At 70.3% G+C, this 21,042-nt stretch carries 21 protein-coding genes; 10 read left to right on the top strand and 11 right to left on the bottom strand.

What is annotated here, in order from left to right; all coding sequences use genetic code 11:
• Positions 1 to 40: 40 nt before the first annotated feature.
• The 5 genes from DEJ03_RS00480 to DEJ03_RS00460 all read right to left on the bottom strand — a co-directional run bounded on the left by DEJ03_RS00480 (position 41) and on the right by DEJ03_RS00460 (position 5,469).
• Positions 41 to 988: an NUDIX domain-containing protein gene (locus tag DEJ03_RS00480; RefSeq protein ID WP_110863124.1), complete on the bottom strand. Its 948-nt coding sequence runs from the start codon at positions 986 to 988 to the stop codon at positions 41 to 43.
• Positions 985 to 3,150: an RNA degradosome polyphosphate kinase gene (locus DEJ03_RS00475; RefSeq protein WP_110863123.1), complete on the bottom strand. Its 2,166-nt coding sequence runs from the start codon at positions 3,148 to 3,150 to the stop codon at positions 985 to 987. Before DEJ03_RS00475 ends, DEJ03_RS00480 begins: the two co-directional genes overlap by 4 nt.
• Positions 3,151 to 3,266: 116 nt before the next feature.
• Positions 3,267 to 3,860 (bottom strand): hypothetical protein, encoded by a 594-nt coding sequence (locus DEJ03_RS00470; protein ID WP_071404720.1) that lies wholly within the window; start codon positions 3,858 to 3,860, stop codon positions 3,267 to 3,269.
• 83 nt (positions 3,861 to 3,943) lie between these two features.
• Positions 3,944 to 4,786 carry a mycothiol synthase gene (mshD, locus tag DEJ03_RS00465; protein ID WP_110863122.1) on the bottom strand — a complete coding sequence of 281 codons (843 nt, stop codon included), beginning with the start codon at positions 4,784 to 4,786 and terminating at the stop codon, positions 3,944 to 3,946.
• Entirely contained in the window at positions 4,786 to 5,469 is a 684-nt protein-coding gene (locus DEJ03_RS00460) for a response regulator transcription factor (RefSeq protein WP_017888078.1), read from the bottom strand. Before DEJ03_RS00460 ends, mshD begins: the two co-directional genes overlap by 1 nt.
• A 199-nt stretch (positions 5,470 to 5,668) precedes the next feature.
• On the opposite strand from DEJ03_RS00460, the gene DEJ03_RS00455 reads away from it, so the two are divergent.
• The 3 genes from DEJ03_RS00455 (at position 5,669) to DEJ03_RS00445 (ending at position 7,771) form a co-directional block, all read left to right on the top strand.
• The gene (locus DEJ03_RS00455; RefSeq protein WP_128780538.1) at positions 5,669 to 5,950 is read left to right on the top strand and encodes a hypothetical protein; all 282 of its coding nucleotides are present in this window, start codon (positions 5,669 to 5,671) and stop codon (positions 5,948 to 5,950) included.
• A gap of 136 nt (positions 5,951 to 6,086) precedes the next feature.
• Positions 6,087 to 6,689 (top strand): FABP family protein, encoded by a 603-nt coding sequence (locus tag DEJ03_RS00450; RefSeq protein ID WP_110863121.1) that lies wholly within the window; start codon positions 6,087 to 6,089, stop codon positions 6,687 to 6,689.
• Positions 6,689 to 7,771 (top strand): folate-binding protein YgfZ, encoded by a 1,083-nt coding sequence (locus tag DEJ03_RS00445; RefSeq protein WP_110863120.1) that lies wholly within the window; start codon positions 6,689 to 6,691, stop codon positions 7,769 to 7,771. Before DEJ03_RS00450 ends, DEJ03_RS00445 begins: the two co-directional genes overlap by 1 nt.
• A gap of 96 nt (positions 7,772 to 7,867) precedes the next feature.
• Here the strand turns inward: DEJ03_RS00445 and DEJ03_RS00440 are convergent, their stop codons facing one another.
• A complete protein-coding gene (locus DEJ03_RS00440; RefSeq protein WP_110863119.1) occupies positions 7,868 to 8,641 on the bottom strand; it encodes a class I SAM-dependent methyltransferase in 774 nt (257 codons plus the stop codon).
• 44 nt (positions 8,642 to 8,685) lie between these two features.
• Between DEJ03_RS00440 and DEJ03_RS00435 the strand changes: the two genes are divergently transcribed.
• The gene (locus DEJ03_RS00435) at positions 8,686 to 9,432 is read left to right on the top strand and encodes a phosphoglyceromutase (RefSeq protein WP_110863118.1); all 747 of its coding nucleotides are present in this window, start codon (positions 8,686 to 8,688) and stop codon (positions 9,430 to 9,432) included.
• A gap of 183 nt (positions 9,433 to 9,615) precedes the next feature.
• Here DEJ03_RS00435 and DEJ03_RS00430 read toward each other — a convergent pair whose 3' ends face one another.
• Together DEJ03_RS00430 and phoU are read right to left on the bottom strand one after the other, a co-directional pair.
• Complete coding sequence (locus DEJ03_RS00430) at positions 9,616 to 10,164, bottom strand: AAA family ATPase (RefSeq protein ID WP_110863117.1); 549 nt, start codon at positions 10,162 to 10,164, stop codon at positions 9,616 to 9,618.
• A 50-nt stretch (positions 10,165 to 10,214) separates the two neighbouring features.
• Positions 10,215 to 10,883, bottom strand: a complete 669-nt coding sequence (gene phoU / locus DEJ03_RS00425) for a phosphate signaling complex protein PhoU (RefSeq protein ID WP_027466613.1) — start codon at positions 10,881 to 10,883, stop codon at positions 10,215 to 10,217.
• Positions 10,884 to 11,029: 146 nt separating this feature from the next.
• On the opposite strand from phoU, the gene DEJ03_RS00420 reads away from it, so the two are divergent.
• Together DEJ03_RS00420 and DEJ03_RS00415 are read left to right on the top strand one after the other, a co-directional pair.
• Complete coding sequence (locus tag DEJ03_RS00420; protein WP_071404724.1) at positions 11,030 to 12,196, top strand: cell wall metabolism sensor histidine kinase WalK; 1,167 nt, start codon at positions 11,030 to 11,032, stop codon at positions 12,194 to 12,196.
• A complete protein-coding gene (locus tag DEJ03_RS00415; protein ID WP_027466611.1) occupies positions 12,193 to 12,873 on the top strand; it encodes a response regulator transcription factor in 681 nt (226 codons plus the stop codon). The genes DEJ03_RS00420 and DEJ03_RS00415 overlap by 4 nt, the downstream gene beginning before the upstream one ends.
• Before the next feature lie 96 nt (positions 12,874 to 12,969).
• Here DEJ03_RS00415 and DEJ03_RS00410 read toward each other — a convergent pair whose 3' ends face one another.
• Positions 12,970 to 13,626, bottom strand: a complete 657-nt coding sequence (locus DEJ03_RS00410; protein ID WP_128780543.1) for a hypothetical protein — start codon at positions 13,624 to 13,626, stop codon at positions 12,970 to 12,972.
• Between the two features lie 141 nt (positions 13,627 to 13,767).
• On the opposite strand from DEJ03_RS00410, the gene DEJ03_RS00405 reads away from it, so the two are divergent.
• From DEJ03_RS00405 to rlmB, 4 genes are all read left to right on the top strand, one after another.
• A complete protein-coding gene (locus tag DEJ03_RS00405) occupies positions 13,768 to 14,250 on the top strand; it encodes a CarD family transcriptional regulator (RefSeq protein WP_017888066.1) in 483 nt (160 codons plus the stop codon).
• Positions 14,251 to 14,311: 61 nt separating this feature from the next.
• Positions 14,312 to 15,532, top strand: coding sequence for a 2-C-methyl-D-erythritol 4-phosphate cytidylyltransferase (gene ispD / locus DEJ03_RS00400; protein ID WP_110863116.1), 1,221 nt, complete (start codon positions 14,312 to 14,314; stop codon positions 15,530 to 15,532).
• 32 nt (positions 15,533 to 15,564) lie between these two features.
• Positions 15,565 to 16,974, top strand: a complete 1,410-nt coding sequence (gene cysS / locus DEJ03_RS00395; protein ID WP_110863115.1) for a cysteine--tRNA ligase — start codon at positions 15,565 to 15,567, stop codon at positions 16,972 to 16,974.
• A gap of 28 nt (positions 16,975 to 17,002) precedes the next feature.
• A complete protein-coding gene (gene rlmB / locus DEJ03_RS00390; RefSeq protein WP_027466607.1) occupies positions 17,003 to 18,013 on the top strand; it encodes a 23S rRNA (guanosine(2251)-2'-O)-methyltransferase RlmB in 1,011 nt (336 codons plus the stop codon).
• Positions 18,014 to 18,298: 285 nt separating this feature from the next.
• Here the strand turns inward: rlmB and DEJ03_RS00385 are convergent, their stop codons facing one another.
• Complete coding sequence (locus DEJ03_RS00385; protein ID WP_375342287.1) at positions 18,299 to 19,603, bottom strand: DUF4032 domain-containing protein; 1,305 nt, start codon at positions 19,601 to 19,603, stop codon at positions 18,299 to 18,301.
• A 96-nt stretch (positions 19,604 to 19,699) separates the two neighbouring features.
• Positions 19,700 to 20,800 (bottom strand): ABC transporter ATP-binding protein, encoded by a 1,101-nt coding sequence (locus tag DEJ03_RS00380; RefSeq protein WP_071244017.1) that lies wholly within the window; start codon positions 20,798 to 20,800, stop codon positions 19,700 to 19,702.
• Positions 20,801 to 21,042: the final 242 nt, after the last annotated feature.

Genomic DNA, 21,042 nt, shown 5'->3' with positions numbered 1-21,042 from the left:
GCGCCGTGGTCCGCCGGCGCTGCGGTCCGGCGCTGGCCGGCTACGCCGGGATCGTGTTGCGGTGCGTCTCGACCGCGACGAGGGTGTCCCCGGCGATGTGCATGACGGAGAAGTCCCCGACGGACAGCATCGCCGCGCGGCGCAGGTCGAAGCGGCCGGAGTCGTCGGCGGTCGCGGTGGCGATCCGGGCGATGATGTCGGGCAGCACCGGACCGTGCGAGCACAACACAGCGGTCTTGCCCTTGTCGAGCCGGCGCCGGACGACGCCCTTGACGTCGGCGGCGCCGCGGTCGTGGGCGTCCTGGCTGATGTCGGCGGTGCTCGAGACCCCGAGCTTCGTCGCCGCGGACAGCGGTTCGACGGTCGCGAGGCACCGCGCCGCCGTGCTGCTCACGATCTTCTTCGGGCCGAACGCCGCGACCGGTGCCGCGGCGGCCTTGGCCTGCGAACGGCCGACGGGCAGCAGCGGACGGGTGGCGTCGGGGCCGTCCCAGTCCGAGCCGGGCACCGTCTTTGCGTGGCGCAGGGTGATCAGGGCGAACGTGCGGTGCTGTCCGGCGGCGGCGCGTTCGGCGAACCGGTCGAGGATCGCGACGTCCCGCTCGTACGTCAGGCGGTTGCGGGCGTCGTCGATCGTGACCCACTCGAGCGCGGCGACCTCGTGGTTCGGCACGAATGCCCCGGCGCGGGCGTACTCCTTGGCCGAGACCCGGGCCGCCCAGTAGTGCACGATCTTGTCGCGGCCGTTCGGCAGCACGTACTCGGCGGTGCCGAGCGGTGCGCCGAGGTGGACGCGGTACCCGGTCTCCTCGTCGATCTCGCGCACGGCGGTCGTCGGGACGGCCTCGCCCGGATCCACCTTGCCCTTGGGTAGGGAGACGTCCTTGTGGTGGTCGCGGTGGATGAGCAGCACGAGGGGCGTGCCGTCCTGTTCGCGCCAGACGACCGCACCCGCAGCGACGACGGGGCCCGAGGGACCGCCGCTCACCGAGTCGAGCGCTTCCGGGCCGAGATCTTCCGCATGGTCACATTCTGCACGTCCTCGAGCGGACGGCCCGCATCGTCCGTGGAGTGCCGTGTCCACTCGCCGTCGGACTCCAGGTGCCACGAGCTGGCGGTGTCGGCCATCGCCAGGTCGAACATCTCCTGGACCTCGTTGATGTGGTCCGGGGCGACCAGCCGCACGAGCGCCTCGACGCGTCGGTCGAGATTGCGGTGCATCATGTCGGCGCTGCCGATGAACACCGCCGGCTCGCCGTCGTTGTGGAACGCGAACGCACGGGAGTGCTCGAGGTAGCGCCCGACGATGCTCCGCACGCGGATCGTGTCGCTGACGCCTTCCATGCCCGGCTTGAGCGAGCAGATGCCGCGCACCCACACGTCGATCGGCACCCCGGCCTGGCTCGCCAGGTACAGCGCGTCGATGATCTGCTCGTCGACCATCGAGTTGACCTTGATCCGGATGCCCGAGGGCTTGCCGGCACGGGCGTTGGCGGCCTCGGTCTGGATGCGCTTGAGCAGGCCCTTCCGCAGGTGCAGCGGTGCCACGAGCAGGCGCTTGAACTTCTTCTCGATGGCGTAGCCGGACAGCTCGTTGAACAGGCGGGTGAGGTCCTTGCCCACCGTGTCGTCCGAGGTGAAGAGCCCCATGTCCTCGTAGATGCGCGAGGTCTTCGGGTTGTAGTTGCCCGTGCCGATGTGGCTGTAGTGCTTGAGCGTCCCGCCCTCTTGCCGGATGACGAGCACCAGCTTCGAGTGCGTCTTCAGTCCGACCAGGCCGTAGACGACGTGCACGCCGGCCTTCTCGAGCTTCCGGGCCCAGGTGATGTTGTTCTGCTCGTCGAAGCGGGCCTTGATCTCGACCAGGGCGAGGACCTGCTTGCCGGCGGCCGCTGCGTCGATGAGCGCTTCGACGATGGGGCTGTCGCCGGAGGTGCGGTACAGGGTCTGCTTGATCGCCAGCACGTTCGGGTCGGCCGCGGCCTGCTCGAGGAACGCCTGCACGCTCGTGGCGAAGGACTCGTAGGGGTGGTGGACCAGGACGTCGTTCGCCTTGATCGCGCGGAACAGGTCGGGCTTCGTGTTCGGCTCACCCGGCTGGAACTGCACCGGGGTGGTCGGCACGTGCTTCGGGTAGTGCAGGTCCGGACGGTTGATCTTGGAGATCTCGAACAGTCCGCCGAGGTCGAGCGGCGACGGCAGCCGGAAGACCTCTTCCTCGGTGATGTCGAGTTCACGCACGAGCAGGTCGAGCGTCACCGGGTCCATGTCCTCGGTGATCTCGAGGCGGATCGGCGGACCGAACCGGCGGCGCAGGAGCTCGCGCTCGAGGGCCTGGATGAGGTTCTCGGCCTCGTCCTCCTCGATCTCGACGTCCTCGTTGCGGGTGACCCGGAACACGTGGTGCTCGAGGACCTCCATCCCCGGGAACAGGTCGTCGAGGTGGTTCGCGATGAGGTCTTCGAGCGGGATGAAGCGCATCCGGCCGGAGTTGTCGTCGGGGAGCTTGATGAAGCGCGAGAAGTTCTGCGGCACCTTGAGGCGCGCGAACTCCTGGCGCTGCGACTTCGGGTTGCGGACCCGCACCGCCAGGTTGAGCGAGAGCCCGGAGATGTAGGGGAACGGGTGCGCCGGGTCGACGGCCAGGGGCATGAGCACCGGGAAGATCTGCTCGTTGAAGTACTCCCGCATCCGCTGCCGGTCGGCTTCGTCGAGGTCGGACCAGTGCTCGATGTGGATGCCCGCGGCGTCGAGGTCGGGCTTGAGCGACCCGATGAAGGCCTGGGCGTGCCGGTCCTGCAGCTCGTGGGCCTTCTTCGCGATGTCGCGCAGGACGTCGCTGGGGGCACGGCCGACGTTGGTCGGGACGGCGATGCCGGTGTCGATGCGGCGCTTCAGGCCGGCGACACGGACCATGAAGAACTCGTCGAGGTTGGACGCGAAGATCGCCAGGAAGTTCGCCCGCTCGAGCAGGGGTTGCGTGCGGTCTTCACCCAGCTCGAGCACGCGCTGGTTGAACCGGAGCCAGCTGAGCTCACGGTCGAAGTAGCGGTCCGTCGGCAGTGACTCGTGCTCGATCTCGATGACTTCGTCGAAGTCGTCGAGGTCGGGTGCGACGGATTCGCCGTCGAGCTGCGGTTCGGTGTCCATCCCCACATCCTGCCACCCGGCCCCTGCCACCGGAGGGGCCTCGGTGGACGCTGTGGAAACCGGCGGTGAACCGTTCGGTTGTGGAGGGTCGGCCGCGACGGACCGAGGTGGTGCGCTCAGCGCGCGAAGACCTGCACGAACGCGCCCCACTGCGCCGGCGCCCGCTGCTCGAGCCACGCGCAGAACTCGGGGTAGGCGGCATCGATGGACAGGACACTGATCACCCCGCGCTGGCCGTGCACCTTGACGTCCAGGCCGCCGAAGCGGTTCGTCGTGGGCCGGATGTGCTTGATGGCAGCGGGGTCGACGGTCCGGGCGGCACGGAACATCGGCGTGACGACCAGCTGCGAGTCGTACGCCTCGACCCGGCGCCGCTTCTGCCCGACGCCCAGGTAGACGAACAGCAGCCCGAACAGCCCGATGCCGAGACCGCCGAGGAGCATCCCGATCGCCTCGGGGTCGTCGAGCAGGGCGAGTGCGGCCAGCAGGAAGAACCCGCCGACCACGATGAAGACGATCCCGATGATCCGGAGCAGCAGGTAGTTCCACCGGCGAGCGCGGACGGTGAAGAGCACGCCGTACGCCTCGTCCCCGACGACCGTCGACGGGGGTCGCTTCCGGTCGCTCTGGCGGACGAGTGCGGTGACGACGGCGGGGATGGCGACCATCGCGGCCATCGCGAGGAACACCGGCGACGGGTTGAAGTTCACCGGCGTGCCCCCGACCGTGCGTGCGGACGTCGTCGTTCGATGGGCGATCCGCCCTGGTCCCCCTGGATCATGGGCGCAGCGTATCAGTGACCTGAGGGTTGCTCCGGCGCCGCGTACTGCACGTCGATCGCGTGCTGTATGAACCCCGAGCGCCGGTACAGCGCCAGCGCCGGCTCGTTGTCCCCCTCGACGTACAGCGCGGCGGCGGTCAGCCCGCGGCCGCGCAGCCGAGCGGTGCCCGCACGCATGAGCACTCCGCCGAGTCGCTGCCCCTGCAGGTCGGGCCGCACGGCGACGGCGTAGAACTCGCCGATGCCGTCCTCGACCTTGAGCCAGCACGAGCCCGCGAGCTGCCCAGAGGCGTCGCGGAGCAGCAGCAGGTCCTCGCCGGAGAACCAGTCCTCGGCCTCGCGGGCGTGCAGGTCGTCGAGCGTCATCCGCCCCTGCTCGGGGTGGTGGGCGAAGGCGGCGGCGTTCAGCGCGAGCCAGTCGGTCTCGTCGTCGGTGCCGGGGCGGAACGCCGACAGCGAGTAGCCGTCGGGCAGCGCCACGTCGGCATCAGCGTCGGCGGCGACGTCCACATCGGAGTCGGCGACGGGCGCCCGGAGCTGCAGCAGCGTGCGGACCGCGCGCCAGCCGAACCGGTCGGCCAGCGCTCGCGCTGCCGGGTGGTCCCCGTGCGCCCACGCGAGCCGGGGAGCGGCCCCGCCGCCCAGCGCGAGTGCCTGCGTCACCAGTGCCGTGCCGATGCCCCGGCCACGGGCCTCCTGGGCGACGACGAGTTCCAGCTCGCCGTCACGGACCACGGCGACCCCGTGGTCGACGGTCAGGATGGTCGCGCGCCCCGCGCGGACGTCCACCAGGGTCTGGTCGGAGAACGGGGGAGCCTCGTCGAGGGCGACGTAGCTGCCGAGGTCGGGCAGCACTACTGCCCCATCAGGCGCTCGGCCTCGTCGTCGTAGACGTTGAAGCGGTACCCGACGTTGCGGACGGTGCCGATGAGCGACTCGAGGTCGCCGAGCTTGGCGCGCAGTCGTCGGACGTGCACGTCGACCGTGCGGGTGCCACCGAAGTAGTCGTAGCCCCAGACCTCGCTGAGCAGCTGCTCGCGGGTGAAGACGCGTGACGGGTGGGTGGCGAAGAAGCGCAGGAGCTCGAACTCCTTGAACGTCAGGTCGAGCGGCCGGCCGCGCACCTTGGCGGAGTAGCTGGCCTCGTCGATGACGACACCGGACGCCTGGATCTTCGAGCTCGTCTGGCCCTTCGCCGCACGACCGGCCGACAGCCGGATGCGGGCGTCGATCTCGGCCGGGCCCGCGCTCTCGAGTACGACGTCGTCGACGTTCCAGTCGCTGTTGACGGCGGTCAGTCCGCCCTCGGTGACGACGAGCACGATCGGCGTGGTCGACCCCGACGAGGCGAGGATCTTGCACAGGGCCTTCGCGCTGACCAGGTCGGTGCGGGCGTCCACGAACATCAGGTCGCTCTGCGGGGCGTTGACCAGCTGTGCGGCCTCGGCCGGCACGTGGCGGATCCGGTGGCTCAGGAGGCCCAGGCTCGGCAGGACGTCTCCGGGCGCGGTCGAGGTGAGTACCAGGAGCTGTGCCACAGGACCTCCGGAGGTGGATGACGTCGTGGAGACATCCTAGTGATGCTCGGGAAGGACTCATCCGGCCGGACGGATTGCGCGTCATCCCGCACCGCACGGCGCGAGCAGCGCACCGCTCGGCGCGAGCAGCGCACCGCTCGGCGCGAGCACCGCACCGCACGGTGCGTGCGTTCCGCACGTCCCTGACATGATGGAGCGCGTGACCGAGCCCGTGCACCCCACCGACCAGCGTCGCCTTCGGCTGACGTCCGTCCTGCCGGTCTGGGTGCTGGCGGTCGTCGGGGCCGTGCTCGTGCTGACCGTGGCCGAGCGCGACGCCTTCGCCTGGCTGCTGCTCGTCTTCGTCGCCTGCGTGATGGTCAGCTTCGTGCTGCAGCTCATCACCGCCACGAAGGACGGTCTGGTCGAACGGATCAGCATCGCGTCGTCCGGGGCGTTCGTCGTGGTCCTCGTCACCGCGGTGGTGCTCCTGGCGCGTTGAGCCGAGCCGCGTAGACTCCGAGCATGGATTCGCTGCTTGCGCTCGAGCTCTTCTACGTCGGCCTCCTCGGCCTGGCGTCGCTCGCGATCGCGTTCATCTCGGTGGTCGTCGTCGTGAAGCTGTTCAAGGGCCAGCGTTGATCGAGCTGCCCGAGGGCCTCGCCCCCGAACTGGTCCCGCTGTCGTGGCTGGTCGGCGTGTGGGAGGGCACCGGAGTGGTCGAGTACCCGGTCGGTGACGACGACGAGGTCCGGCACTACGAGTTCGGCCAGCGTGTCAGCTTCAGCCACGACGGTCTGCCGTACCTGAACTACTCGTCGACCACGTGGCTGCTCGACGACGACCACACCCCGCTCGCCGCCGAGATGGGCTACTGGCGGATCGACCGTCCGACCGAGCCGGGCGACCGCGGTCCCGCGATGCTCCTGGGCGACGGGCCCACGCCCTTCAGCACGGTCGAGAGCGTCGAGGCGCTCCGCAACACCACGGACGGCTTCGACGTCGAGGCCGCGATCATCCACCCGACGGGCGTCAACGAGCTCTACGTCGGCCGGGTGCTGAAGGGCCGGATCGACCTGTCGACCGACGCCGTGCTGCGCTCGCCGAACGCGAAGGACTACTCCGCCGCGACCCGCCTGTACGGACTGGTCGAGGGCAAGCTCTTCTGGGCGTGGGACATCGCCGCGCTCGGTCGCGAACTCACCTCGCACGCCTCGGGGCAGCTCGCGAAGGTCGACTGATGTCGGTGTTCGCCGCGCGTGACGGCTTCGTCGCGGCCGACTCCGTCGCCGCGCACTTCGGCAACCCGATCGGGGAGCAGCGCCTGCTGACCCGGGGGCGTGCCGTCGTCGAGCTCGGACTCGGTGTCGTCACCGTCTCCGGACCGGACCGGTTGTCGTGGCTCAACTCGATCACCTCGCAGCAGCTCACCGGGTTGCCGACCGGCGTCAGCACCGAGACGCTCGTCCTCGACCAGGCCGGACGCGTCGAGCACGCGGCTCGCGTCGTCGACGACGGTACGACGGTCTGGCTGCTCACCGAGCGCGCTGACGCTGCGCCGCTCGCCGGGTGGCTCGACTCGATGCGCTTCATGCTCCGGGTCGCGGTCGCCGACCGCTCCGCCGACTTCGTCACCCTCGGCTGGTTCGGGGCGGACGCCCCGTTCGCGTCCGTCGAACTGCCGGAACCGCCCGTCGCCGAGTGGGTCGACCCGTGGGGCGCCATCACGCCCGGCGGATGGGGCTACGCCGACCAGGAGGCCCACCCCGGCTCCGACTGGACCCTCCGCATCGCCGTGGTCACCCCCACCACCGCGACCGCGATCGCCGCGTCGGACGTGCCCGTTGCGGGGCTGCTCGCCTACGAAGCACTGCGGATCGCCGCGTGGCGCCCGACCCTGTCCGACGTGGACGAGCGGACGATCCCGCACGAGCTCGACTGGCTGCGCTCCGCCGTGCACCTGTCGAAGGGCTGCTACCGCGGGCAGGAGACCGTCGCCAAGGTCCACAACCTCGGGCACCCGCCGCGACGGGCCGTGCTGCTGCACCTCGACGGGTCCGACGGTGTGCTGCCGGCACCCGGTGCCCCGGTGCTGCTCGACGACAAGCCCGTCGGCCGGCTGTCGGCGTCGGCGATCCACCACGAGCTCGGGCCGATCGGGCTCGCCGTGGTGAAGCGCTCGCTCGACCCCACCGCGACCCTGCGGCTCGAGGCCGACGACGTCGTGGTGACCGCGGCGCAGGAGACCATCGTCCCGCCCGAGGCCGGTGCCACGGCGAACGTCCCGCGGCTGCCCCGGCTCGGAGCCGTCAAGCGCTCCTAGCCTGCGCGCTGAGGGTCGCAAGACACCGGTGTTCGCCGGTCGCACCGCGGTTTGCGGGTGTTCGGAGCGCGAACACCGGTGTTCTGCGTCGCAGCGTCAGGCGGGCTCGACGGCCGACCACGGGACGCTGAGCTCACCGAGCCGCCAGCGCGTCACCCCGTGCAGCACCGGCCAGCCGCGGTCACGCATCCCGCGCACCGTGGCGATCCACCGCTGCCGGGGCCCGTACGTGCCGAGCGGCGCGGCGACCGCCCACGACAGGTCGAGGTCCCGCAGGAACGCGTGCACCCGTTCGCCGGGCACGTTGCGGTGGATCAGCGCCTTCGGCAGGCGCTCGGCGACGATCGAAGGCACGTCGAGCCCGGCGAGCCGGAGCGACACCGTGAAGGTCTGCGGCGCGACGTCGTCGAGCGTCACCCACGAGGCCACCCGACCGACCTCGTTGCAGGTCCCCTCGACGAGCGCACCGCCGGGCTGCAGCCGGTCCTGCATGATCCGCCACGACCCGACCACCGCGGACTCGTCGTACTGCCGCAGCACGTTGAAGGCCCGGATGACGGCGGGCCGGCGCTGCCCGGGCGTCGGCGTCTCGAAGCCCCCCAGGCGGAACGTCACGCCGTCGCGGGTCCCGGCGTTCGCGAGCGCGACCCGCGAGGGTTCGATCTCGATGCCGGTGACTTCGACGTCGGGTCGGACGGCGGCCAGCCGGTCGCGCAGTTCGAGGGTGGTGGTCGGCGACGCCCCGTAGCCGACGTCGGCGACGAGCGGGTCATCCGTCCGGCGCAGCACCGGCAGGGTCGCGATCCACCGGTCGACGCGGCGGAGCCGGTTGTACCCGGTCGTCCCGCGCGTCACGTTCCCGATGGGCATGCGTCAAGGGTACGGGGCCGGTACCGCTCGGTAGACTCGGAGGCATGACCTCCACGCTCGTCCTGCTCCGTCACGGCAACAGTGACTGGAACCAGAAGAACCTGTTCACCGGTTGGGTCGACGTCCGGCTCAGCGAGCTGGGCGAGAAGGAGGCGAAGCGCGCCGGCGACCTCATCGCCGAGTCCGGCATCGTCCCCGACGTCCTGTACACCTCGCTCCTGACCCGTGCGATCCAGACGGCGGACATCGCGCTGCTGCAGGCCGACCTGGCCTGGCTGCCGGTGAAGCGCGACTGGCGCCTCAACGAGCGCCACTACGGGGACCTGCAGGGCAAGGACAAGGCCCAGACGCTGGCCGAGTACGGCGAGCAGCAGTTCATGGAGTGGCGCCGTTCGTTCGACGTCCCGCCGCCCCCCATCGCCGACGACGCCGAGTGGTCGCAGTTCGGTGACCGTCGCTACGCCGAGCTCGGCGACCAGCTGCCCCGCACCGAGTCGCTCAAGCTCGTGATCGACCGCCTGCTGCCGTACTGGGAGTCCGACATCACGAAGGACCTCGCCGGCGGCAAGACCGTGCTGGTGACGGCCCACGGCAACTCGCTGCGTGCGCTCGTGAAGCACCTCGACGGCATCTCCGACGACGACATCGCCGGCCTGAACATCCCGACGGGCATCCCGCTGGTGTACGAGCTCGACGACGACTTCACGCCGACGAAGCCCGCGTACTACCTGGACCCCGAGGCCGCCGCAGCCGGCGCCGCCGCCGTGGCCGCCCAGGGCGCCAAGAAGTAGCACCCACGCAGAACGCCCCGTCCGGCATCCGGGCGGGGCGTTCGTGCGTGTGCGGGGCTTCGCGAAAGCGACAGTGGGTCGCGAACGTTCCGCCGACTCCTGTCGCTCTGCCAGGAGGAACGGATCGCCCCGTCGACGACCTGTCGCTTCGGCAGTGTGGTCGGCTCGACGAGCCGTGGCTGGTCAGACGAAGTGCGACGCGATCTCCTGCACCAGGGCGCCGACGTCGTAGGGCTTCGTCGTGTCGACCCGGATCACCGGGACGCCGGGCAGCCCGACGGGCCGGGCGTCGTCGCCGTGCTCGTCCCAGAAGGCCAGCACGTCGGCCAGGTCCCCGTGCACCTCGTGCCGCACCGGCACGGTGCCCGGTTCGTACCGGTCGCGCAGCCGCTGCTCGGCGGTGGCGCGGTCCGTGTCGCACCACACCTCGACGGCGCGAGGGGACCCGGCGGACGCGAGTCCGGCCTCCAGGAGGTCCCCGTCACGCGACGGCAGCCAGACGGCGTCGAGGACGACCCCGTTCTCGACGGCCCGCGCCATGGACCACATCGTGTCCATCGCGATGCCGCCGAGCGGGCGCGAGGCGATCATCGGGCCGACGACGTCGGCGAGCGGCTCCTTGATGCGGTCCTTCGACAGGAACGGGCAGCCGAGCACCTCGGCGAGTGCCGTGCCGATGCTGCTCTTGCCGGAACCGGGCATGCCGTTGACGATGATCGCGACCTGGGCCATGCCACGATCCTCGCAGACCGATCGGGCCGGGTCAGACCGATCGGGCCGGGTCAGACCGCCGCGGTCGAGGTGGACGCGCCGGTCCAGTCGCCGGTCGCCAGGTACTCGACCTTCTTGGCGATCGAGACCGCGTGGTCGGCGAAGCGCTCGTGGTAGCGGGAGGCCAGGGTGGCGTCGACGGTGTCGATCGGCCCGCCCTTCCATGCCTCGCCGAGCACGAAGTCGAACACGCTGGCGTGCAGCTCGTCGACGGCGTCGTCCTCGTCGCGGATCTCGGCCGACAGCGCGATGTCCTCCGTGGCGAGCAGCCGCGTGAGCTTCTGCGCCATCGCGACGTCGTGCCGGCCCATCTCCTTGAACGTGCTGCGGAGGCCCTTCGGCACGACCTTCTCGGGGAAGCGCTGGCGGGCGAGCTGCGCGATGTGCTCGGCCATGTCGCCCATGCGCTCGAGCGAGGAGCTGACGCGCAGGGCGGTGACGACGACGCGCAGGTCGCGGGCCACCGGTGCCTGGCGGGCGAGGATGTCGATCGCGATCTCGTCGAGGCTGTTCGCAGCGAGGTCGATCTTCTCGTCGTCGGCGATCACCTCTTCGGCGAGGGCGACGTCGGAGTCGCTGAAGGCCTGCGTGGCTCGGGTGATGGCGGACTCGACGAGCCCGGCGATCTCGGTCAGTCGCTCCTGGACGTCCTGGAGTTCCTGCTGGAAGACTTCGCGCATGGGGGAGTACCTCTCTCTGCGTACCGGACGAGTGTCGTCAGCCCAGGTGAACGAACGGTGACGCGGGGCTGAACGCTTCGCGTTCTGGCCTTCCGCAGACGGTGAACGGTACCGGAACCCCGCATGACCATCCCTACACTGGCGGCATGGACAACGCGTGGCTCGTGCCACTGTCGATGCTCCTCGGCGGGGTCTTCGGCGCGGGCGTCGTGGTGCTGATCATCACCGCCGAGCGGACGGCACGTGCTGCCGACGTGGCGGAGCGGACCCTGCCGGACGGCGTCGCAGCGGTCATCGCGACGATGCACAACCCGGCGGTCGTCATCGACCCGTCGAACACCGTCGTCGCGGCATCCCCCCAGGCCCTCACGGCGGGGCTCGTCGTGCGCCGACGCCTGGTGCACCACGAACTGCTCGAGCTCATCGACCGGGTGCGCAAGAGCGGGGAGATGGGGTCGGAGGACCTCGAGCTGCCGCGTGGTCGCCACGGGGAGCTCATCGGCTACCTCAGCTTCCGTGCCGCCCAGCTCGGCAACCGGTACGTCCTGCTCACGGCGGACGACCTGACCGAGAGCCGGCGCATCGACGAGGTCCGCCGCGACTTCGTCGCCAACATCTCGCACGAGCTGAAGACGCCGATCGGCGCCATCGGCCTGCTGTCCGAGACCCTCGTCCTCGCCGCCGACGACCCCGTGCACGTGAAGAAGTTCGCCGCGCAGCTCATCACCGAGTCCGAGCGGCTCGGAGCGCTGACGAAGGACATCATCGAGCTGTCCCGGCTGCAGTCCGTCGACGCGCTCGAGAACAGCGAGGAGACCGGCATCGACAAGATCGTGCAGGCCGCGATCGACGCGAACGAGGTCGTCGCCCGCGCCCGCTCGATCGAGATCATCCGCGCCAAGAAGTCGAAGCTGCGGGTGATGGGCGACCGGGGGCTGCTGCAGGTCGCGGTGTCGAACCTCATCGCCAACGCGGTGAAGTACTCGCCGGACAACACCCGCGTGGGCGTGGGCGTCCGGTCGTCGAAGGGCTTCGTCGAGATCGCCATCACCGACCAGGGCGTCGGCATCCCCGAGGCCGACCTCGACCGCGTCTTCGAACGGTTCTACCGTGTCGATCCCGCACGGTCGCGCGCCACCGGGGGCACCGGCCTCGGGCTCGCGATCGTCAAGCACGTCGTCAGCAACCACGGTGGTGACGTGCGCGTCTGGTCGCAGCCCGGCAAGGGCTCGACCTTCACCATCCGTCTGCCCGAGGCAGATCCCGAACTGACCACAGCACTCGAAGAGCAACTGGAAGAGCAGCCATCGTGACCAAGATCCTCATCGTCGACGACGAGCCGGCCCTGAGCGAGCCCCTGGAGTTCCTGCTGCAGCGTGAGGGGTACGAGACCTCCGTCGCTGCCGACGGCGTGACCGCGCTGTCGAAGTTCGACGCGGAGAACCCCGACCTGGTGCTCCTCGACCTCATGCTGCCGGGCCTGAGCGGCACCGAGGTGTGCCGGCAGATCCGGACCCGGTCGAACGCGCCGATCATCATGCTGACCGCGAAGGACTCGGAGGTGGACATCGTCGTCGGGCTCGAGCTCGGCGCCGACGACTACGTGACGAAGCCGTACTCGACCCGGGAGCTCCTGGCCCGGATCCGTGCCGTGCTCCGTCGCCGCACCGAGGACGACCCGGCGGACAGCGGCATCCTGCAGGTCGGCGGCATCCGGATGGACGTCGAGCGGCACACGGTGTCGGTCGACGGGTCCGAGACCCCCATGCCGCTCAAGGAGTTCGAGCTCCTCGAGCTGCTGCTCCGGAACGCCGGCCGTGTGCTGACCCGCGGGCAGCTCATCGACCGGGTGTGGGGTTCCGACTACTTCGGCGACACCAAGACCCTCGACGTGCACATCAAGCGCATCCGCTCGAAGATCGAGCGGGTCCCGTCGACCCCCGAGATCCTGGTGACGGTCCGCGGTCTCGGGTACCGCATCGAGGCCTGAGACGGACGGACAGGAGGCCCGGTGCGAGTCCCTGGGACTCGCACCGGGCCTCCTGTGCGAACGGTCCGGGCGCGGTGTCAGCCGCGCCCGTCGGCGTCAGTTGGTGCCGTTGTCGCCCTCGGACGAATCCGTCTGCGAGTCCGTCGGCTGCGTGCCGGGCACGGCCTCGCCGGTCGACTGTGCGCCGCTCTCGGACGGGGACGTCGAGGTGGGCGTCGGGGTCGGGCTCGGCGCGAGGGTCTGGTACTCCTCCTGCGAGCTCGTCAGCACCGGCACGTTGGCCGAGGTGCCCTCGGCGTCCGGGTAGCTGAAGTAGACCTTCACGAGCGAACCGGGCTTCGCGTCCGCGTTGTCGAACACGATCGGTTCGGCGTCACCGGCGGTGGTGCCCTGCGTGGTGTCGCCCTCTTGCACGCTCGACTCGTCGTCGCTGCCCGCACCCGCGGCCATGGCGAGGTCGACGTGGGTGTTGGCCGGCACGTCGACGGTCTGGGTGTCGCCGCCGATCTCGATCGAGACGGTGTAGTCGTCCTGGTCGTCGTTGTTCACCAGCGTGCCGATGAAGCGGGCGCTCTCACCGTCGTCCGAGATCAGGAGGGCGTTCCGCACGTCGACCTTGCCGGTCGAGACGTCCACGCCGTCGGTGATCTGCTTGATGTCGACGGTGTGGGCCGGCGACATGAACTCGCACCCGGTGGCGCCGAGCGCGATGGTTGCCGCAACGGCGACGGACACGAGTACCCGAGGTCGCAAGAGATTCCTCCGTAAGTCACGATGGAGACCGGGCGGTCCCCGCGCCCATCCTAGCGATCACCGGGAGGGGTGAGCGTTGAGGGTCCCCTTACCGGAACGGCCCTTGTGGTAAACTGGATGTCTGGGAACGGAGCCTGATACATGCAATTCGAGGTCGGCGAGACCGTCGTCTACCCCCATCACGGGGCGGCAACCATCTCTGAAGTCAAGACTCGCGTCATCAAGGGCGAGGAAAAGGTCTACCTGAAACTGCGGGTGACGCAGGGTGACCTGACGATCGAGGTCCCGGCGGACAACGTCGACCTGGTCGGCGTCCGCGACGTGATCGGCAAGGAAGGACTCGACAAGGTGTTCGAGGTCCTCCGGGCGCCGTTCACGGAAGAGCCCACCAACTGGTCACGCCGCTACAAGGCGAACCTCGAGAAGCTCGCTTCCGGTGACGTCATCAAGGTGTCCGAGGTCGTCCGCGACCTCTGGCGGCGCGATCAGGACCGCGGGCTCTCCGCGGGTGAGAAGCGGATGCTGGCCAAGGCCCGGCAGATCCTCATCTCCGAGCTCGCGCTGGCCGAGAAGACCGACGAGGACAAGGCATCGACCGTCCTCGACGAGGTCCTGGCTTCCTGAGCCTGACGACAGCGCACTGAACACGACAGCACGAACGACGACCGCACGGTTCCCCGAAGGGGTGGACCGGGCGGTCGTCGTCGTTGCGGCCGGCTCCGGCACCCGGCTCGGCATCGGGACCGCGAAGGCGTTCGTGCCCGTGGCCGGTGCGCTGATGCTCGCGCGGGCGCTCGAACCCCTGTTCGCGCTGCCGTCACCGACGCTCGTCGTCGTGGTCGCACCCGCGTCGCACCTGGACGAGTGCCGGCAGGTGGTCGGTTCGGTCGCGGGTGCTGCGGTCGCGTACACGGCCGTCGTCGCCGGAGGCACGGATCGCCACGGTTCGGTCGAGGCCGGCCTGGCCGTCCTGCCGGACTCCGTCACCACGGTGCTCGTGCACGACGCGGCGCGGTGTCTCACGCCCGCGGCACAGTTCTCGCGGGTGTTCGACGCCGTCGCCGCCGGTGACGGTGCGGGCGTCGTGCCGGCGCTCCCCGTCACGGACACGGTCAAGCGGGTCGACGGTGACGTCGTCGTCGAGACCGTCGACCGTGCGGCGCTCGTCGGGGTGCAGACGCCGCAGGGCTTCCCGCTCGCGGCACTGCGGCAGGCCTACGCGGTGTCGTCGCAGTCCGAGACGGACGACGCCGGGGTGTTCCAGGCCGTCGGGGGCACCGTGCGGTTCGTGCCGGGTGACGCCGATGCCTTCAAGATCACGACGCCGTGGGACCTCGGCCGGGCCGAGTCGATCGTGCGGGCGCGGTCCGAAGCTGGTGCTGGTGCTGGTGCTGGTGCCGGTGCCGGTGCGGCGGGTGCCAGCCAGGCGGACGCCGTCGCGGTCCGACTCGGGCTCGGGGTCGACGTGCACGCCTTCGACGACGCCTCGCCCTGCCGCGTCGGGCTGCTCGACTTCCCCGGCGAACCCGGCCTCTCCGGGCACAGCGACGGTGACGCGGTGGCGCACGCGGTGTGCGACGCCCTGCTCTCCGCCGGGGGCCTCGGCGACATCGGCGGACGCTTCGGCACCGCTGACCCGCAGTACGCCGGCGCCACGGGCGACGTGTTCGTGCGCGGCGCGGTCGCGTTGCTCGCCGACGCCGACCTCGTGCCGGTGTCCGTCACCGTGCAGGTCATCGGCAACCGGCCGCGTATCGGCCGCCGCCGTGACGAGATGCAGGACGCCCTGTCCGCGGTCGTCGGTGCGCCCGTCGCCGTGTCCGGCACGACGACCGACGGGATCGGGTTCACCGGCCGTGGCGAGGGGCTCGCGGCGATCGCCACGGCACTCGTGCGTCCCTCCTGAAACCGCGGCCCCGCGCCGATTAGGGTTGAGGCGTGACCGTTCGCCTCTACGACTCCCGCGCCGCAGCCGTCGTCGACCTCGTGCCCCTGGTCGACGGACACGTGAGCGTCTACGTCTGTGGTCCGACGGTGCAGTCGTCGCCGCACATCGGGCACCTGCGGTCCGCGCTCGTCTACGACATCTGGCGTCGGTGGCTCACCCACCGTGGGTACCGGGTGACCCTGGTGCGCAACGTCACCGACATCGACGACAAGGTCCTCGACCTGGCTGCAGGCACGGACGAGGAGTGGTTCGCCCGCGCCTACCGGGTCGAGCTCGAGTTCACGGCCGCGTACAACGCCCTCGGCATCCTGCCCCCGACGTACGAGCCCCGCGCCACCGCGAGCGTGCCGCAGATGCACGAGATCATCCAGCGCCTCATCGACCGCGGGCACGCCTACGCCGCCGACGACGGCTCGGGTGACGTCTACTTCGACACCGGCAGCTGGGCCGACTACGGGGTGCTCACCCGGCAGCGGCGCGAGGACATGGTCGAGGCCGCCGACGCCGACCCGCGTGGCAAGCGCGACGCCCGTGACTTCGCGCTCTGGAAGGGTGCGAAGCCCGGCGAGCCGTCGACGGCCAACTGGGACTCCCCGTGGGGCGCCGGCCGTCCGGGCTGGCACATCGAGTGCTCGGCGATGTCGCGCCGGTACCTCGGCCCCGCGTTCGACATCCACGGCGGCGGGCTCGACCTGCGCTTCCCGCACCACGAGAACGAGCTGGCGCAGTCCACGGCCGCCGGGGACCCGTTCGCGTCGTACTGGCTGCACAACGGCCTGGTGACCGTCGAGGGCCAGAAGATGTCGAAGTCGCTCGGCAACTCGATCTTCGCGGCGGACTTCCTCGGATCCGCTCGTCCCGCCGTCGTCCGCTACTTCCTCGGTGCCGCCCACTACCGCTCGTCGATCGATCACCACGAGGGCTCCCTGGCCGAGGCCGAGGCTGCGTACGACCGCATCGCCGGGTTCCTCGAGCGCGCCGAGACCCGGCTCGAGGGTGTCCACCTCGCCGACGCCCCGGCCGTGCCCGAGACCTTCGCCGCGGCCATGGACGACGACCTCTCCGTGCCCCAGGCCCTGGCCGTGCTGCACGAGACCGTGCGCACCGGCAACGCCGCCCTGGACGCCGACGATGCGGAAACGCTCGGGACCGCGTACCATCAGGTGGCTGCGATGGTGGAGGTGCTCGGCATCGACCCGCGAGCCGCCCACTGGTCGGGCGGCGGCCACGACACCTCGGCGGGCCCGCTCGCCGCCCTCGTCGAACGCCTCGTGCAGGAGCGCGCGGACGCCAGGGCAGCACGGGACTTCATCGCGGCCGACCGCGTGCGCGACGACCTCGCCGCCGCGGGCATCACGATCGAGGACACGCCGTCCGGAACACGCTGGAGCATCGCCTGAACACGGCAGTGCCGAACAGGAGCTACGCATGAAGAACGTCTCGGGAAGCAAGAAGGGTCGGCCCGGCGCCGTCCGCACCGGTCGCAAGGGCAACAAGCAGGTCGGTTCCGGCGGACAGGGCGCCCAGGCGCTCGAGGGTCGCAAGCCGACCCCGAAGGCCGAGGACCGCCCGTACCACCCGGCCGGCAAGCGCAAGGCCGCGAAGGACCGCTTCGAGGCGGCCAAGGGTCGGCACGGTTCCTCGAGCACCCCGCAGGGTCGCACGGGCCGTCCGCCGGCACGCAAGACCGACGACTCCGAGCTGGTGACCGGGCGCAACTCCGTGCTCGAGGCCCTGCGCACGAAGACCCCGTCATCGACGCTCTACATCGCGTCGCGCATCGAGGTCGACGACCGCGTGAAGGAGATCCTCGCGCTCGCCAACCACCGCGGTGTGCCGATCATCGAGCTCATGCGTCCCGAGCTCGACCGCATCACCGGACACGACAGCGTGCACCAGGGCGTCGCCCTCAAGGTGCCGGCGTACCAGTACGCCGTGTCCGAGGACATCGTCGAGCAGGCGTTCTCGCGTGACCAGGTCCCGCTGCTCGTCGCACTCGACGGCATCACGGACCCCCGCAACCTCGGCGCGATCATCCGCTCGACCGCGGCGTTCGGCGGACACGGTGTCATCGTGCCGCAGCGTCGTTCGGTCGGCGTGACGGCGTCGGCGTGGAAGACCTCGGCCGGTGCCGCGGCACGCACCCCCGTCGCGATGGCCCCGAACCTCACGCAGACCCTGAAGTCGCTCAAGTCGATGGGCCTGTTCGTCCTCGGCCTGGACGGCGACGGTGACGTGGAGCTCGACGGCCTCGAGCTCGCGGACCGCCCGATCGTGATCGTCGTCGGTTCCGAGGGCAAGGGCCTGTCGCGCCTGGTCACCGAGACCTGCGACGCCATCGTGTCGATCCCGATCTCGAGCGCCACCGAGTCCCTGAACGCCGGCATCGCCGCGAGCGTCACCCTGTGGGAGGTCGCGCGGCGCCGTCGCACCGCGTAGCCCCAGCACTTCGTGAGCATGAATGGTCGCCTCCCCGAGCGGGAGGCGACCATTCTTGCTCACGGTGGCAGGCGGGGCTGGGCGTGACGGTCTGGAGGGCCGGCGCCGGTCTCCGGGACGCGGGACGGGCCTCCAGGCGGTCGCGTTCTCGACCCCGAACGGTCGGGACACGTCGGCTGATGCCCGCCGTGTGGTCACGAGTCGTCGCTGCGCGACGCCGCAGACGACGGTCTGCGACCGGTCGGCGCCCACCCGGCGGGGTGTCGTGACCGAGCGGGGACCGCGTCAGACCGTGGCGCGCCAGTCGTCGACGTCGTCGGACTCGTCGGACCCGTCGGCGTCGTCGTCGTCCAGCACCGGGATCGGCACGGTGATCGACGAGGTCGGCGGGTTGATGAGCAGGCGCTCGTCGCGACGGTGTCGGAGCACGTCGTTGATGTAGGCGGTCGTGGCCTCGGGCAGGGAGACGGAACGCTCCTCTTGCTGGGACATGAACCAGCGGTGCTCGAGCAGCTCGTGGAACACCTCGGCGGGTTCGAGCCGACCGCGCAGGTCACGGGGGATCGAGCGGACGACGGGCTCGAAGACCCGTGAGACCCACTCGTGCGCCACCATCTCCTCGTCGAGTTCGTCACGGCCGTTGCGGGCACGGTACGAGTCGAGGTCGTTGAGCAGGCGCCGGGCCTGGTTCTCGCCGGCGTCGAGCCCGGTGAGGCGCAGCAGTCGGCGCTGGTGGTGCCCGGCATCGACGACCTTCGGCTGGATCCGGACCTGCGAGCCGCCCTCGGTCGTGTGGATCGACAGTTCTTCGATGTCGAAGCCGAGCTCGTTCAGGCGCTCGACGCGGTCGTTGATGCGCCAGCGTTCCTTGATGTCGAACTGCTCGGTGCCGGTGAGCTCGGTCCAGAGCGTCCGGTACTGGGCGACGATGCGGTTCGAGACGTCGACGGCGTCGGCGTTCTCGTCGAGCCGTCCGCCGGCCTCGAGGTCGAGCAGCTCGCCGGCGATGTTCACGCGGGCGACCTCGAGGTCGTTCTCACGCTGGCCGTTCGACAGCCCGCCGGGGTAGAGCTTGCCGGTCTCGGCGTCGACCAGGTACGCGGCGAAGGCGCCGGCGTCGCGACGGAACAGCGTGTTCGACAGGGACACGTCGCCCCAGTAGAAGCCGATGACGTGCAGGCGGACGAGCAGCAGCGCGAGGGCGTCGACCAGACGGGTGGCGGTCTCGGGGCGCAGCGTCTGCGAGTAGAGCGCGCGGTAGGGCAGGGAGAACCGCAGGTGGCGGGTCACGAGCACGGGGTGCAGTGGTTCACCGTCGGCGTCGACGCGGTTCGTGATGACCGCGACCGGGTCCACGCACGGCACGTCCATGCGCTGCAGGGTCCGGAGCATCTCGTACTCGGACCGGGCGACCTCTTCGCCGGTCTCCTTCACCGCGGCGACGTACCCGCTCAGGTGCACGAACCGCACGAGGTGCCGCGAGATGCCCTTCGGCAGCGCGACGATCGTGTCGTCGGGCCAGTCGGCGAGCGGCAGGTCCCACGGCAGGTCGAGCAGGCCGGGGTCGACGGTGGCGGCAGTGATGGACATCGAGTCGGGCACGGTGGTTCCTCTGGTGTCGGGGACAGCCGAGAGCCCGCGTCCGCCCTTGTGAGGCGGGCGCGGGCTCTCGGGGGAGTGCGCTGGTTACGCGCTGACGACGGCCTTGTCGTCGAGGCGGTCGCCCGACTCGGTGTCGAAGGCGTGGACGTGGCCCTGCTTCGGCGTGATGACGATCGTGTCACCGATCGACGGGTGCGCACGACCGTCGACACGGGCGACGATGTCGGCGCGCTGGCCGTTCACGTCCGCGTGACCGTAGAGGTAACCGTCGGCGCCGAGCTCCTCGACGACGTCGACCGTGACGGGCAGGCCCTCGCCGGACTGCGACACGATGACGTCCTCGGGGCGGATGCCGACCGTGATCTGTGCGGCACGGGCGTTCGACAGGGTGTCGCGGTCGATCGCGTGGTTGAGCGTGCCGAACTTGATACCGCCCTCGATGACGTCGGCGGGCAGCAGGTTCATGGCCGGCGAACCGATGAAGCCGGCGACGAACACGTTGTTCGGCTTCTCGTACAGGTCGCGCGGGGTGCCGACCTGCTGCAGGATGCCGTCCTTGAGCACCGCGATGCGGTCACCCATGGTGAGGGCCTCGGTCTGGTCGTGCGTGACGTAGACCGTGGTGACGCCGAGACGACGCTGCAGCGACGCGATCTGCGTGCGGGTCTGGACGCGGAGCTTGGCGTCGAGGTTCGACAGCGGCTCGTCCATGAGGAACACCTGCGGCTGACGGACGATCGCACGGCCCATCGCGACGCGCTGACGCTGACCACCGGAGAGCGCCTTCGGCTTGCGGCCGAGGTAGTCCTCGAGGTCGAGGAGCTTGGCGGCCTCCTGCACGCGGGTGGCGCGCTCTTCCTTGCCGACACCGGCGATCTTGAGCGCGAAGCCCATGTTCTCGGCGACGGTCATGTGCGGGTACAGCGCGTAGTTCTGGAACACCATCGCGATGTCGCGGTCCTTCGGCGGGACGTCCGTGACGTCGCGGTCGCCGATGCGGATCTGACCGGAGTTGACCTCTTCGAGGCCAGCCAGCATGCGAAGCGAGGTGGACTTGCCGCAGCCCGAGGGGCCGACGAGGACGAGGAACTCGCCGTCGGCGACGTCCAGGTCGAGGGAGTCGACCGCGGGACGGTTGCCTCCGGGGTAGAGACGGGTTGCCTTGTCATAGGTGACGGACGCCATGAGCGTTCGGTCCTTCCTTCACCGGCAGGTACGTGCCGGACGATCCGAGTGAAGCGGTGTGCCCGTACGGGCCCCGGACAGTCGCCGTCGACTGTCGAGGTTCATACAACACGAGTTCACCCGGGTGCGCCAGTGTTTTCCCCCTTGGTCGGCCGCTTCCCAGAGCGCCCCACTACAATCGCCGGGTCCGTCCGCCGAGCAGGGGAACGCCGAGCGGACACCGATCAGGAGGACGACGCACC

This window comes from Curtobacterium sp. MCLR17_043 (genome assembly GCF_003224215.1).
Classification (GTDB): Bacteria; Actinomycetota; Actinomycetes; order Actinomycetales; family Microbacteriaceae; genus Curtobacterium; species Curtobacterium flaccumfaciens.
Note: the sequence above shows the minus strand (reverse complement) of the source record. Positions and strands in the feature narration are given on the sequence as shown.